12 protein-coding genes are annotated in these 14093 nt (G+C 68.9%); 7 read left to right on the forward strand and 5 right to left on the reverse strand.

Translation table 11 applies throughout. The features are described from left to right. Nucleotides 1–25: 25 nt before the first annotated feature. From FE256_RS09870 to FE256_RS09890, 5 genes are all read right to left on the reverse strand, one after another. Nucleotides 26–1321, reverse strand: a complete 1296-nt coding sequence (locus tag FE256_RS09870) for an ABC transporter permease (protein ID WP_138175172.1) — start codon at nucleotides 1319–1321, stop codon at nucleotides 26–28. Further along, nucleotides 1318–2682, reverse strand: a complete 1365-nt coding sequence (locus tag FE256_RS09875) for an ABC transporter permease (RefSeq protein WP_171024285.1) — start codon at nucleotides 2680–2682, stop codon at nucleotides 1318–1320. The genes FE256_RS09870 and FE256_RS09875 overlap by 4 nt, the downstream gene beginning before the upstream one ends. Continuing rightward, nucleotides 2679–4199 (reverse strand): ABC transporter ATP-binding protein, encoded by a 1521-nt coding sequence (locus FE256_RS09880; protein ID WP_138175174.1) that lies wholly within the window; start codon nucleotides 4197–4199, stop codon nucleotides 2679–2681. Before FE256_RS09880 ends, FE256_RS09875 begins: the two co-directional genes overlap by 4 nt. Before the next feature lie 154 nt (nucleotides 4200–4353). Then, nucleotides 4354–5454 carry a BMP family lipoprotein gene (locus FE256_RS09885; protein ID WP_252370971.1) on the reverse strand — a complete coding sequence of 367 codons (1101 nt, stop codon included), beginning with the start codon at nucleotides 5452–5454 and terminating at the stop codon, nucleotides 4354–4356. Between the two features lie 194 nt (nucleotides 5455–5648). Beyond that, nucleotides 5649–6767 carry a mannose-1-phosphate guanylyltransferase gene (locus FE256_RS09890; RefSeq protein WP_138175176.1) on the reverse strand — a complete coding sequence of 373 codons (1119 nt, stop codon included), beginning with the start codon at nucleotides 6765–6767 and terminating at the stop codon, nucleotides 5649–5651. A 215-nt stretch (nucleotides 6768–6982) separates the two neighbouring features. Here FE256_RS09890 and sdhC point away from each other — a divergent pair, with 215 nt between their 5' ends. The 7 genes from sdhC to trpS all read left to right on the forward strand — a co-directional run bounded on the left by sdhC (nucleotide 6983) and on the right by trpS (nucleotide 13837). Further along, complete coding sequence (sdhC, locus tag FE256_RS09895) at nucleotides 6983–7417, forward strand: succinate dehydrogenase, cytochrome b556 subunit (RefSeq protein ID WP_138175178.1); 435 nt, start codon at nucleotides 6983–6985, stop codon at nucleotides 7415–7417. After that, a complete protein-coding gene (locus tag FE256_RS09900; RefSeq protein WP_138175180.1) occupies nucleotides 7417–7872 on the forward strand; it encodes a succinate dehydrogenase hydrophobic membrane anchor subunit in 456 nt (151 codons plus the stop codon). The genes sdhC and FE256_RS09900 overlap by 1 nt, the downstream gene beginning before the upstream one ends. A gap of 46 nt (nucleotides 7873–7918) precedes the next feature. Next, nucleotides 7919–9748, forward strand: a complete 1830-nt coding sequence (sdhA, locus tag FE256_RS09905) for a succinate dehydrogenase flavoprotein subunit (protein ID WP_138175182.1) — start codon at nucleotides 7919–7921, stop codon at nucleotides 9746–9748. After that, nucleotides 9748–10536: a succinate dehydrogenase iron-sulfur subunit gene (locus FE256_RS09910; protein ID WP_230008929.1), complete on the forward strand. Its 789-nt coding sequence runs from the start codon at nucleotides 9748–9750 to the stop codon at nucleotides 10534–10536. Before sdhA ends, FE256_RS09910 begins: the two co-directional genes overlap by 1 nt. A 103-nt stretch (nucleotides 10537–10639) precedes the next feature. Continuing rightward, nucleotides 10640–11833, forward strand: coding sequence for a YihY/virulence factor BrkB family protein (locus tag FE256_RS09915; RefSeq protein ID WP_171024286.1), 1194 nt, complete (start codon nucleotides 10640–10642; stop codon nucleotides 11831–11833). An 81-nt stretch (nucleotides 11834–11914) separates the two neighbouring features. Continuing rightward, a complete protein-coding gene (locus FE256_RS09920) occupies nucleotides 11915–12766 on the forward strand; it encodes an exodeoxyribonuclease III (RefSeq protein WP_138175184.1) in 852 nt (283 codons plus the stop codon). Between the two features lie 66 nt (nucleotides 12767–12832). After that, entirely contained in the window at nucleotides 12833–13837 is a 1005-nt protein-coding gene (gene trpS / locus FE256_RS09925; protein ID WP_138175186.1) for a tryptophan--tRNA ligase, read from the forward strand. The last annotated feature ends 256 nt before the right edge of the window (nucleotides 13838–14093 follow it).

Below are 14093 nucleotides of genomic sequence, written 5' to 3' on the forward strand. Positions count from 1 at the left end.
TCGTGAAGGGGGAAGGCGGGCCGGGTCAGCCCTTGACGTACGGTTTGCCGGCGGCCGCGGGCCCGCGGACCTTTCCGACCAGTCCCGCGACGGCGAAGATCGTCACGACGTACGGCAGCATCAGCATGAACTCGCTCGGCACGGGAGACCCGATGACGCCGAGGGTGTTCTGCAGGTTGGACGCGAACCCGAACAGCAGCGCGGCGAGCGTCGCACGGATCGGGTCCCACTGGCCGAAGATGACCGCCGCGAGGGCGATGTACCCCGCGCCGGCCGTCATCTCTTTGTTGAAGGCACCGACGGAGCCGAGGGTGAAGAACGCGCCACCCAGACCCGCGATCGCACCGCCCAGCGAGACGTTCCAGAACCGGGTGCGGGCGATGTTGATGCCCACGGTGTCCGCCGCCTGAGGGTGCTCGCCGACGGCGCGCAGGCGGAGGCCCCACCGGGTGTGGAACAAGCCGACGTACACGACCGCGACCGTGACGTACATGATGTACACGATGATCGTCTGGTTGAACAGCATCGGGCCGATGATCGGGATGTCCGAGAGGACGGGGATCGGCAGACGCGGGAAGCGCGGCGGGGAGTTGAGGGTGGCGGCGTTGGGTGCCAACAGCTGCGAGAAGAGGAAGCTCGTCAACCCCACGACCAGCACGTTCAACACGACACCGACGATGACCTGGTCGACGAAGTACTTGATCGCGAACGCCGCGAGCACGAACGAGACGAGGACACCCGAGACACCCGCAGCGAGGAGGCCGATGAACGGGTTGCCCGTCGCCGTGGCCACGATCGCAGAGGTGAACGCACCGGCCAGCAGCTGGCCCTCGATCGCGATGTTGACCACGCCGACACGTTCGCTCAGCACACCGGCCATGGCACCGAAGATGAGCGGCACCGACAGGCTCAATCCGCCCGCGAGCAGGCCCGTGAGCGGGATGACCGACGTGGTGGCGCCCGCGGCGGCCCACGTCAGGAACCCGACCATGAAGACCAGGGCGAAGATGACGGCCAGCCAGATCGGCGGGCGACGGTGAGCGCGGACCATCAGGACGCTCGTGAGCGTGACGAGGGCCAGCAGCACGGTGCAGACGATGCCGGTGACGACGCCGCCGAGGACGACCTCGGGCAGCTGGATGAACTCACCGGGGCTCGAGATGCGGAAGACGGCATCGCCGTCCTGGCGGGCGACGACGAACAGGACGGCGGCGAGCACCGTGATGACGCCGTAGACGATCGGGGCCTTCCAGCTGACCACGACAGCGGTGTCCAGCGCGGGCGCGGATCCGACCTCGGGGTGTGCGGTGGTGGTGCTCATCGGGCCGCCTCCTTCTTCTTGGCCGCGCGCACCTTGGGCTGGCGCGCCCCGGGGGCCGGCAGGCGGAAGATCGCGCGCACCAGCGGCGGTGCCGCGATGAACAGCACGATGAGCGACTGCACGACCAGGACGATGTCGATCGGGACGCCGTTGGCGGCCTGCATGGCGAAGCCACCGGCCTTGAACGCACCGAACAGGATGCCGGCCACCAGCACGCCGACCGGAGTGGAGCGGCCCAGCAGCGCCACCGTGATGGCGTCGAACCCGATGCCCGCGTCGATGCCGCTGGAGAATCCGGTGGTGACCGTGCCCAGCACCTGGTCGACGCCCGCGAGGCCGACGAGGGCGCCGGAGATGAGCATCGCGTAGACGTACATCGACTTGACGTTGATGCCCGCGACACGGGCCGCGTTCGGATTGAGCCCGACGGCGCGGAACCGGAAGCCGAGCGAGGAGCGCTCCAGGATCCACCACACCAGCACGACGGCGGCGAGCGAGAGAAGGAACCCGAAGTGCAGGTTGTAGCCCGAGCCGAGGAGGTCGGGGAAGACCGCCGTCTCCTTCATCGCGGGCGTGGTGGGGTTGCTCGAGCCCGGGGCCTGCAGCAGACCGGGGGTGCGCAGCATGTAGTAGACGAGGTAGAACGCGACGTAGTTCAGCATGATCGTCACGATCACCTCGTGCGCCCCGGTGCGGGCCTTGAGGACACCGGCGATGCCGGCCCACAGCGCACCCGCCACGACACCGGCGACGAGAGCGACGAGGGCGTGCAGGCCCCACGGCAGGTCGAAGGCGAACGCGACGTACCCGCCGGCGGCCGCGGCGACCAGCATCTGGCCGCGACCACCGATGTTGAACATGCCGACGCGGAAGGCCAGGGCCACGCCGAGACCTGCCGCGATCAGCGGGGTCGCGAAAGTGAGCGTCTCGGTGAGCGGACGGATCCCCGTGGCGAAATCGGGCCGACGGAAGTTGTAGATCGCTCCCTGGAAGAACGACGCATACGCACCCGAGACCGACTGCCAGATCGCGGCGAGCATGTCGCCGGGGCGAGCGAAGAAGTACCCGGCGGTGACCTGGACGCGCTCATCGGTCGCGGCGATCATGATCGCTCCGACCAGCAGGGCGAGCACGACGGCGAGCACCGAGATGATGGCGTTGCCGGTGGCGATCTCGCGCAGCGCGCGACGCCACCTGCTCTCCTCCGGGGCGGGCGCGGGAGCGACGACGCGGGCACCTGCGGCAGGGTCGACGGCCGAGGAACCCTCCAGGGCGACGTCGGCGTCGGTCGCGGCCGCCACCTCGGCGGCGCGGTCGGCGCGGTCCGCCGTCGGGTCGTGTGGGCTGTGCGGATCGCTCACGCGGCGACTCCTTCGTTCTGGGGCGCTTCGCCGGCCATCATCAGGCCGAGGACGTCGCGCGAGGTGTCGCCCGGGACGATGCCCACCACACGACCGCGGTACATGACCATGATGCGGTCCGCGAGGGCGGTGACCTCGTCGAGCTCGGTGGACACGACGATCACGGGCACCCCCGCGTCGCGGGTCTCGATGACGCGCTTGTGGATGAACTCGATCGACCCCACGTCGACGCCGCGCGTGGGCTGGGCGGCGACGAACAGGCGAAGGTCCCGGCTCAGCTCGCGCGCGAGCACGACCTTCTGCTGGTTGCCGCCCGAGAGACGACCGACCGGTGTCTCGATCGACGGCGTGCGGACGTCGAACTCGGTGACCTTTTCGCGCGCGAAGTCGGCCAGGGTGGACAGTTGGAGCGTGCCGCCCTTCACGAACGGCGCACCGTCGGCGCGATCGAGCATGAGGTTCTCGGCGATGGAGAACTCCCCCACCAGCCCGTCTTCCTTGCGGTCTTCGGGAACGAAGCCGACACCGGCGTCGAGCACGGCGCGCACCGACGAGCCGTTCAGCTCGACGCCATCGAGCGTGATCGACCCTTCGGCCCGGTCCTGCAGCCCGACGAGGGCCTCGGTGAGCTCGGTCTGGCCGTTGCCCTGCACGCCGGCGATCGCGAGGACCTCGCCCCGGCGCACTTCGAAACTGACGTCGTTGACGACGAGCTGACCGACGGGGTCGACGACGGTGAGGTTCGAGACCGACAGGGCGACATCGCCGAGCTTCGGAGCCTCTTTGTGCACGGTCAGCTCGACCGCGCGGCCCACCATGAGCGACGCGAGTTCGGCATTGGAGGCGGTGGGCTCCGCCTCACCGACCACTTTGCCGAGACGGATGACAGTGATTCGGTCCGCGACCTCGCGCACCTCGCGGAGCTTGTGCGTGATGAAGACGATCGAGGTCCCGGAATCACGGAGCTGGCGCATGATGGCCATCAGCTCGTCGGTCTCCTGGGGAGTGAGGACGGCGGTCGGCTCGTCGAACACGAGCACCTTGGCATCCCGGGAGAGCGCCTTGATGATCTCGACGCGCTGCTGCACGCCGACGGGCAGGTCGTCCACGAGCGCGTCGGGGTCGACGTCGAACCCGAACCGGTCCGAGATCTCGGTGACCTTCGCTCGCGCGGCGGCCAGGTCGAGACGGCCGCCGAACTTCGTCGGCTCGTGACCGAGCATGACGTTCTCGGCGACCGTGAAGACCGGGATGAGCATGAAGTGCTGGTGCACCATGCCGATTCCGGCGCGCATCGCGTCGCCGGGTCCGGCGAAGTGCTGGACGGCGTCGTCCAGCAGGATCTCTCCCCCGTCGGCCTGGTAGAGGCCGTAGAGGACGTTCATCAGGGTGGACTTGCCGGCACCGTTCTCGCCGAGCAGGCAGTGGATCTCTCCGGCCTCGACGGTGAGGTCGATGTGATCGTTCGCCACCAGGGATCCGAAGGTTTTCGTGATCCCGCGGAGTTCGAGCTTCATGTTCCCGATCCTAGGTTCTGTGGCACCGCACGCGGGGTGTGCGGCGGGAGGACCCCCCTCGTGAGCGGGTCCGGTCCGGGGCCGGACGATCGCGCAGCCCCATAAGGGAGGGGAGGCCGGCATGGAGCCGGCCTCCCCAGGGAGAGTGGATCTCTCAGCCGGCCAGGTAGGACTCGACCGTGATCTTGCCGCTGATGATGTCGGCCTTGAGCGCATCGACCTTGGTGGTCAGCTCGGCGGGCACGCGGTCGGACCAGTCGTGGTACGGCGCGAGGCCGACGCCCTCGTTCTCGAGCGTGCCGACGAACGGCGCCGCGTCGAACTCGCCGTTACCGGCGGCCACGATGGCGTCCTTGGTGCCCACGTCGATGCCCTTGAGGATCGAGGTCAGCAGCAGGTCGCCCACGGAGGGGTCGGTCTGGAACACGTCGGCGTCGACGCCGACGAGCGCGATCTCGCGACCCGCGTCCTGGATGGCGACGGCGGCCGACTGGTAGACCGGGCCACCGACGGGCAGCAGCACGTCGACGTTCTGGTCGATGATGGCCTGCGCGGTCTGGCGCGCGGTGTCGTTGGCCTCGAACCCACCGGTGAAGGAGCCGTCCTTGGCGGTGCGGTCCCAGCCGACGACGCGCACGGACGTGCCGTTGTCGGTGTTGTACTTCTCGACGCCCTGGGCGAAGCCGTCCATGAAGATCGTGACGGTCGGGATGTTCATTCCACCGAAGGTGCCGACGACGCCGGTCTTCGAGACGCCCGCGGCGAGGTAGCCGGCGAGGTACGCGGCCTGCGCGGTGTCGAAGATGATCGGCTTGATGTTGGGAGCGTCGGTCTTGCCGTCGAAGTCGCTGTCGACCGTGTCGTCGATCGAGACGTACTGCAGATCGGTGTTCGCCTTGGCCGACTCGAGCGCCGCGGGGGCGAGGAGGAAGCCGACCGTGACGATCGTGTTGCAGCCTTGGTCGACCAGGCTCTGGAGGTTGGAGGCGTAGTCGGTCTCGGACTGCGACTCGACCTCGATGGGGGTCTTCGAGCCGAGCTGCGAGGCCGCCTCGTCGACGCCCTCCTTGCCGAGCTGGTTGAACGACTTGTCGTCGAAGCCGCCGGCGTCCGACACCATGCAGGGCAGGTAGTCGCTGGCACCGGCAGCGGCCGACGAGCCGTTGCTCTCGGGCGCGGCACCGCAGCCGGCGAGCAGCACGGCCGCGCCGATCATCGCGAGGCCGCTGACGACGGCCTTCTTCGTGGTCTTCACGAATGGTCCTCCAAGACGGGGGCCCCCAACGGGTTCGGGGGACGATGGAGTCACGTTACCCACTGTGACGAATCGCTTGCGCCCCGCGAAGGCCCGTGCGCCCCAATGGTTACAAAGACGCAATCTCGCGTCATGCGCACGCCACACGAGTCGATCGCGGCGGGACTGGATGCCGCGGGCAGCGGCATCCGGTATCAGAGCACGTCGCCGCGACCGGTGAGCTTGAGCGCGTCGACGACGCCCTTGACCCGTTGCGCGTTCTCGCTGGTGGTGACCAGGAGCGCGTCCGGAGTGTCGACCACGACGATGTCCCGCACCCCGATGAGGCTGATGACGCGCTTGGTCTGCGACACCACGATGCCGCTGGAGGCGTCGGAGAGCACGCGCGCGTCCTCGCCGAGGATCGCCAGCTCGTTTCGGCCGCCCGAGGAGTTGAGCTTGGACAGGCTCGCGAAGTCGCCCACGTCGTCCCAGTCGAAGTGCCCCGGGATGACCGCCAGGCGACCCTTCTCGGCGGCGGGCTCCGCGACGGAGTAGTCGATGGCGATCTTCTTCAGGCCGGGCCAGATCCGGTCGACCGCGGGGCCGCGGCGATCGCGATCGTCCCACGCGTCGGCCAGCTCGAGCAGACCCGCGTGCAGCTCCGGCTCGTTCACGGCCAGCTCGGCCAGCAGCACGTCGGCGCGGGTGATGAACATGCCCGCGTTCCAGAGGTACGCGCGGTCGGTGAAGTACGCCTTGGCTGTCTCGAGGTCGGGCTTCTCGACGAAGCGCTCCACCATATAGGCCTCGGGGGCGCCGTCGACGATGAGCTCATCGGCCTGCTTGATGTAGCCGAAGCCGACCGAGGGCTCGCTGGGCTGGATGCCGATGGTGCAGATGTAGCCCGCTCGCGCCACCGCGACCGCCTGGCGCACGGCGAAGTCGAACTGCCGGGTCTGGCGGATGACGTGGTCGGCGGCGAACGAGCCGATGATGACGTCGGGCTCGCGGCGGACGAGGATCGCGGCGGCCAGGCCGATGGCGGCGGAGGAGTCCCGCGGCTCGGACTCGAGGAACACGTTGTGGTCGGGCACCCCGGGCAGCTCCCGCTCCACGGCCGCGCGGTGGGCGCGACCGGTGACCACGGCGATCCGATCGGATCCCGAGAGGGGGGCCAGGCGGTCCCACGTGTCGCGCAGCAGCGTCTGACCGGAGCCGGTCAGGTCGTGCAGGAACTTGGGGGCGTCCGCGCGGGAGAGGGGCCACAGGCGGCTGCCGATCCCACCGGCGGGGATCACGGCGTAGAAGTCGTCGATAGCAGGTTCGGCCATGGCACCGACCCTACCGGGCGGACCCGCACCGCCCCCACCGGTTCTCACACCCGACCGAGGGTGGAAACCCGCCCGAAACTATCTCGACGTCGAGAGAGTCTTAGGCGGGCCTAATCCCCCGCTTTCATAGCCCGGACGTAGTATTCAATGGCGCCCGTGTGACGCTTGGAGCCCTGTTTCGGCTCCCACACCGTGTTCGATCAGGGAGGACGACCGTGTCAGCACCAACACGTGCCACGCCGTCGGTGAAGGAGACGACTTCGCGGGTGCCCCGCGGGACGCTCTACCGCGGCCGAGAGGGAATGTGGTCGTGGGTCCTGCACCGCATCACCGGTGTGGCGATCTTCTTCTTCCTGCTCGTGCACATCCTCGACACGGCGCTCATCCGCGTCTCCCCCGAGGCGTACGACGCCGTCATCGGCACGTACAAGAACCCGATCATGGGTCTCGGCGAGGTCGCTCTCGTGGGCGCCATCGCCTACCACGCCTACAACGGCCTCCGCATCATCCTGGTGGACTTCTGGCCCTGGGCCACGCGTCACCAGCGCCAGTTGTGGTGGGGCGTCCTGGGACTCTGGGTCGTGACGATGCTCGGCTTCACGCCGCGCCACCTCATCAACGTCTTCAGCGCCGTCACGGGGAGCCACTGATGTCCGTCGCCCAGGAAGCCAGCACTATTCCCGCCCCCCGCACCCCCGCCGTGCGCAAGAAGGGCTCGAACCTCGAGAAGTGGGGATGGATCTACATGCGCGCCTCCGGCGTGCTGCTGATCGTCCTCATCTTCGGCCACCTCTTCGTCAACCTGATGACGGGTGACGGCATCCACCAGATCGACTTCGCGTTCGTCGCGGGCAAGCTCGCCTCGCCGTTCTGGCAGTGGTGGGACGTGCTGATGCTCTGGCTCGCGCTCATCCACGGCGCCAACGGCATGCGCACCATCGTCAACGACTACGTCACGAACGCGAAGGTCCGCAGCATCCTGGTGTGGTCGATCGGCCTCTCGGCCGCATTCCTGATCCTCCTCGGCACGCTCGTGGTCTTCACTTTCGACCCCTGCCTCGGCGTCACCGAGAGCAGCTCCCTGTGGGAGATCTGCCAGGCGTGAGCCGCGGCATCCTCCTTCCGACTGACACAGCAGAGGCATTGCACACGTGAGCACTCAGAACAGCGCGGACACGATCGTCAAGGACGGCGTGCACTACTACCAGTTCGACGTCGTCATCGTCGGGGCCGGCGGCGCCGGCATGCGCGCGGCGATCGAGGCCGGCCCGGGCGCGAAGACCGCGGTCATCTCGAAGCTGTACCCGACCCGCTCGCACACCGGTGCGGCGCAGGGCGGGATGGCTGCGGCCCTCGCCAACGTCGAAGAGGACTCCTGGGAGTGGCACACCTTCGACACCATCAAGGGCGGCGACTACCTCGTCGACCAGGATGCCGCGGAGATCCTCGCCAAAGAGGCCATCGACGCCGTCATCGACCTCGAGAACATGGGCCTGCCGTTCAACCGCACGCCCGAGGGCAAGATCGACCAGCGCCGCTTCGGCGGGCACACGGCCGATCACGGCAAGACCCCGGTGCGTCGCGCCTGCTACGCCGCCGACCGCACGGGACACATGATCCTGCAGACGCTGTTCCAGAACTGCGTCAAGCTCGGCATCAACTTCTTCAACGAGTTCTACGTGCTCGACCTCGTCACGGTGAAGGACGACGCGGGGCTCACACAGATCGCCGGCGTCGTCGCCTACGAGCTGGCCACGGGCGACCTCCACGTCTTCCAGTCCAAGGCGGTCATCTTCGCCACGGGCGGCTTCGGCAAGATCTTCAAGACGACCTCGAACGCCCACACCCTCACCGGTGACGGCGTGGGCATCGTCTGGCGCAAGGGCCTCCCCCTCGAGGACATGGAGTTCTTCCAGTTCCACCCCACCGGCCTGGCCGGTCTCGGCATCCTGCTGACCGAGGGTGCCCGCGGCGAGGGCGCGATCCTGCGCAACGCCAGCGGCGAGCGCTTCATGGAGCGCTATGCCCCGACGATCAAGGACCTCGCGCCGCGCGACATCGTCGCGCGCTGCATGGTGCAAGAGGTCGCCGAGGGCCGCGGCGCCGGCCCCCACCGCGACTACGTGCTGCTGGACTGCACGCACCTGGGCGCCGAGGTGCTGGAGACGAAGCTTCCCGACATCACCGAGTTCGCCCGCACGTACCTCGGCGTCGACCCGGTCGTCGAGCCGGTGCCGGTCATGCCGACCGCGCACTACGCGATGGGCGGCATCCCCACCAACATCAAGGCCGAGGTCCTCGCCGACAACGACACCGTCGTCCCGGGGCTGTACGCGGCCGGCGAATGCGCCTGCGTGTCCGTGCACGGGTCGAACCGCCTCGGCACGAACTCGCTGCTGGACATCAACGTGTTCGGCAAGCGCGCCGGTCGCAACGCGGTCGAGTACGTCAAGACCGCCGACTTCGTCCCGCTTCCCGAGGATCCGGCGAAGGAGGTCCGCGAGCTCATCGAGGGCCTGCGCGGCAACGGCGGGACCGAGCGCATCGCCGTCCTCCGCAAGACGCTGCAAGACGAAATGGACAAGGGCGCGCAGGTGTTCCGCACGCACGAGTCCCTCGCCCACGTGCTCGACGTCATCGCCGACCTGCGCGAGCGCTTCAAGAACATCCACGTCGACGACAAGGGCAAGCGGTACAACACCGACCTGCTCGAGGCGGTCGAGCTGGGCTTCCTGCTCGACCTCGCCGAGGTCGTGGTGTACTCGGCGCAGAACCGGGAAGAGAGCCGCGGCGGTCACATGCGCGACGACTTCCCCACGCGCGACGACGAGAACTACATGCAGCACACCATGGCGTACCTGTCGGGCGACCCCCACTCGTCGCACCCCGCCGATCACATCGAGCTCGGCTGGAAGCCCGTGGTCTTCACCAAGAACGAGGCCGGGGAGCTGCGCTACCCGCCGCTGGAGAGGAAGTACTGATGGCCGCGACCGCGCTCGACACCACGACCGACGCCCCCGCCGACATCGAGCAGACACCCGAGGACACCGGCATCCAGTCGTTCCTGGTCACGTTCAACATCCGTCGGTTCGACCCCGAGGTCGACGACGAGCCGCGCTGGGTCGACTATGACGTGGAGCTCTACTCCACCGACCGCGTGCTGGACGCGCTGCACAAGATCAAGTGGGAGGTCGACGGCTCGCTGTCGTTCCGCCGCTCCTGCGCGCACGGCATCTGCGGTTCGGATGCCATGCGCATCAACGGCCGCAACCGCCTGGCCTGCAAGACGCTGATCAAGGATCTCGACATCTCGCAGCCGATCTACGTCGAGGCCATCAAGGGTCTGCCGCTCGAGAAGGACCTCATCGTCGACATGGAGCCGTTCTTCGCCTCCTACCGCGAGGTGCAGCCGTTCCTGATCTCCAGCAGCAAGCCGGAGGCGGGCAAGGAGCGCATCCAGTCGATCGTCGACCGCGAGGTCTTCGACGACACCACGAAGTGCATCCTGTGCGCCGCGTGCACCTCGTCGTGCCCGGTGTTCTGGACCGACGGGCAGTACTTCGGCCCCGCCGCGATCGTGAACGCCCACCGGTTCATCTTCGACTCGCGCGACGACGCGGGCGACGTGCGCCTGGACATCCTCAACGACAAGGAGGGCGTGTGGCGCTGCCGCACGACCTTCAACTGCACCGAAGCGTGCCCGCGCGGCATCGAGGTCACCAAGGCGATCGCCGAGGTCAAGCAGGCGGTCCTTCGCGGCGGCCGTTGACCCCTCCCCTCTCTCGAACGGCGGGTGCGCTCCGGCGCCCCGCCGTTCGTCGTGCCCGGGCGGTCATCGTGGGGCCGCGGCATCCATTCATTAGGCTCGACGGGTGAACGACCGCGATCCCCGACCGTTGCCCGGCGCGGCGAGCGAGGAGACGTCCCTGCGGGATCGGCTGGACGCGGCGCAAGCAGCGGTGCGCGACCGACTCGACCAGCCGATCGCCCGCGCCGCCAAGCTCGCCCGGCTCTTCCCGGTGCGGGTGTGGCGGCACTTCCTGCGGCACAACGGATTCCTGCTCGCGGCGGGCATGAGCTACCAGGGCCTGTTCGCGATGTTCTCGGCGCTGTACCTCGCCTTCGCGGGCGTCGGGATCTGGTTGGGCGGCAGCGAGACCGCGATCGACGGCCTGATCCGGATCGTGAACGGCTACATCCCCGGCATCATCAGCAAGAACGGACTCGTCAAGCCCGAGCAGGTCGAGGCCGTCGCCCAAGAGAGCGGCCGTCTCCTCGGTGTGACCGGTGGTGTGGCCGGTGTCGTCGTCATCTGGACAACGATCGGTTTCGTCACCTTCACCCGCCGGGCCGTACGGGACACCTTCGGCCTCCCCTTCGACACCCGCAACTACGTGCTGCTGAAGGCGCGGGACTTCGTCGCCTCGCTCCTGTTCGGCCTCGCCCTTCTCGTCGGCGCGCTGCTCGGATCGGTGACCACCGGCGCCGTGGACCTGGTGTTCGGGATGATCGGTTGGGACCGAGGCACCGCGGGGTGGTCGCTCGGGGCGCGAGGGGTGTCGCTCCTCATCGCTTTCGCCGTGAACACGCTCGCCCTGGCCTCCCTGTTCCGCTTCCTCACGGGGACCGCGCTCACCTGGCGGCGCACGTGGCCCGGAGCCCTGGTCGGGTCCGCGGGACTGGTCATGCTCCAGGTCGCGGCGGGCTTCCTCTTCGTCTACACCCCGTCCAATCCGCTCCTGGCCACGTTCACGGTGCTGGTCGGGTTCTTGCTGTGGTTCCGGCTCGTGGGGATCGTGATCCTCGTCGCGGCCGCGTGGATCGCGGTGGCCGCCGACGACCGCGATGTGCCGCTGCGCTCGCCCGAGGACCGCCGCGCGATGGAGCAGACCGCTCTCGTCATCGCGGCCCAGGTGGCGGTGCGCGAAGCGGAGGAACGGGCGGCGCTCGCGCACTGGCCCCGGCGCTGGGCGGCGAGACGCCGCCTTCGTCAGGCCCGGAAACACCTCGCGCACCTGGAGTCGGAGCTGCCCGAGCCGCGGCGATCCACACTGCTGCTGGACTGAGCGCGGCGCCGCGAGGTCGCGCCGTCGGCAGCCGCGGCCCGAGCGAAGTGCGGTGTCGGAGGCCCCGGTTAGGCTCGTCGGGTGGCTCGTTCTGTACGCATCGTCTCCGTCAACGTCAATGGCATCCGCGCCGCCGTCCGCAAGGGCATGACCGAGTGGCTCGACGCCTCGGGCGCCGACATCCTCGCCCTGCAAGAGGTGCGCGCGACCGCCGAACAGCTGGCCGAGGCGGTGCCCGGCTGGCAGATCGTCAACGACGAGGCCCTGCAGAAGGGCCGCGCCGGGGTCGCGATCCTCAGTCGGCTGCCCGGCGTGCAGACGCGCACGCACCTCGGCCCCGAGCCGCTGGACTCCTCGGGCCGATGGATCGAGACCGACTTCGACATCGACGGCGAGACGCTGACCGTCGTCAGCGCCTACGTGCACAGCGGCGAGGTCGACACCCCCAAGCAAGAGGCCAAGTGGCTGTTCCTGGATGCCATGGAGCGGCGCCTCGCCGAGTTGAGCGCCGAACGGGAGCTGGCGGTGGTCATGGGCGACCTCAACGTCGGCCACCGCGAGCTCGACATCAAGAACTGGAAGGGCAACCGCAAGAACGCCGGGTTCCTCCCCCGCGAACGTGCGTACTTCGACCGCTTCTTCGGTCCGGCCGGCGCCGAGGTCGAGGGCGTCGACGGCTCCACGGGACCGGGCCTCGGGTGGGTCGACATCGGCCGCCGTCACGCCGGCGACGTCGACGGCCCCTACACGTGGTGGTCGATGCGCGGAAAGGCATTCGACACCGACACCGGCTGGCGTATCGACTATCACGTCGCCACACCGGCGCTGGCCGAGCGCGTCACCGACTACCGCGTCGACCGCGCGGCATCCTGGGACGCCCGATGGAGCGACCACGCCCCGGTGATCGCGGACTACACACTCGGGCGGTCGTGACGTCCGGGCCCCGCGGGGTCGCGGGTCCCGGACGGCGCTGAGCGCCAGGACGCCTAGGATCGAACGGTGACCCAGCAGCGCCTGTACTCCGGAATGCAGCCCTCGGCCGACAGTCTTCAGATCGGCAACTACATCGGGGCCCTGCTGCAGTGGCGCGAGCTGCAGGACGAGTACGACGCCTTCTTCTCGGTCGTCGACCTGCACGCCCTCACCCAGCCCGGCGATCCCGCCGAACGGCGCGAGAAGACCCGCCGCACCGCCGCCCAGTACATCGCCGCCGGCATCGAGCCCTCGCGCTCGACCCTCTACGTGCAGTCGCACGTGCCGGCGCACGCCGAACTGCAGTGGGTGCTGTCGACGCTCACGGGCTTCGGCGAGGCCGGTCGGATGACGCAGTTCAAGGACAAGTCCGCCCGGTACGGCGCGGATGCCACGAACGTGGGCCTCTTCACCTACCCGGTGCTCATGGCAGCCGACATCCTGCTGTACCAGACCGACGTCGTGCCCGTCGGCGACGACCAGAAGCAGCACATCGAGCTCACGCGCGACCTCGCCGAGCGTTTCAACCAGCGTTTCGGTGAGACGTTCGCGATGCCGAAGCCGATGATCCAGCGCGAGACCGCGCGTATCTACGATCTACAGAACCCCACGTCGAAGATGTCGAAGTCGGCCGAGTCCGACGCCGGCGTGCTGTGGATGCTCGACGACCCGAAGGTCAGCGCGAAGAAGATCATGCGCGCGGTGACCGACTCCGAGGGCGCCGTGCGCTTCGACCGCGACGAGAAGCCGGGCGTCTCGAACCTGCTCGTCATCTACTCGGCCCTGACCGGACGCGAGATCGGCGCGATCGAGGACGAGTACGCCGGACGCGGGTACGGGGACTTCAAGAAGGGCCTCGCCGAGGTGGTGGTGGCGGAGTTCGAACCGGTGCGCGCGCGGGCGCTCGAGCTGCTCGACGACCCCGCCGAACTCGACCGCGTGCTCGCACACAACGCCGAGCGGGCGGCATCCGTGGCCGAGAAGACCCTCGCGGACGTCTACGACCGCATCGGGCTGCTGCGTCGCGGCTGACCCGGCCCGGGCTGGGCGGCCCGGCTGCCCCGGGCGGGGCCGCCGACGCGAGGCGGGTGCGGCGGCCGGCCGGGGCCGGGCGGTTCAACCTGCGGCGGCCGGGCGGGGCCGGGCGGTTCAACCTGCGGCGGCCAGCCGGCCGGGGCCGGGCAGTCACAACTCCTGCAACGGTGGGCAGATGTTCCGGCAGCCCACCGGATCGGCGATCTGTGCAGGAGTTGTGCGCGAGGACCGGTGGCCGGTGCCGGCGCGGGGC

It is taken from the genome of Microbacterium sp. 5K110 (assembly GCF_005774735.1).
Lineage (GTDB): Bacteria > Actinomycetota > Actinomycetes > Actinomycetales > Microbacteriaceae > Microbacterium.

Coding starts and splice junctions, on each gene's coding strand:
- FE256_RS09900 (WP_138175180.1), top strand. CDS start 7,417: ATGTCCGTCGCCCAGGAAGCCAGCACTATTCCCGCCCCCCGCACCCCC.
- FE256_RS09870 (WP_138175172.1), bottom strand. CDS start 1,321: ATGAGCACCACCACCGCACACCCCGAGGTCGGATCCGCGCCCGCGCTG.
- FE256_RS09880 (WP_138175174.1), bottom strand. CDS start 4,199: ATGAAGCTCGAACTCCGCGGGATCACGAAAACCTTCGGATCCCTGGTG.
- FE256_RS09890 (WP_138175176.1), bottom strand. CDS start 6,767: ATGGCCGAACCTGCTATCGACGACTTCTACGCCGTGATCCCCGCCGGT.
- FE256_RS09910 (WP_230008929.1), top strand. CDS start 9,748: ATGGCCGCGACCGCGCTCGACACCACGACCGACGCCCCCGCCGACATC.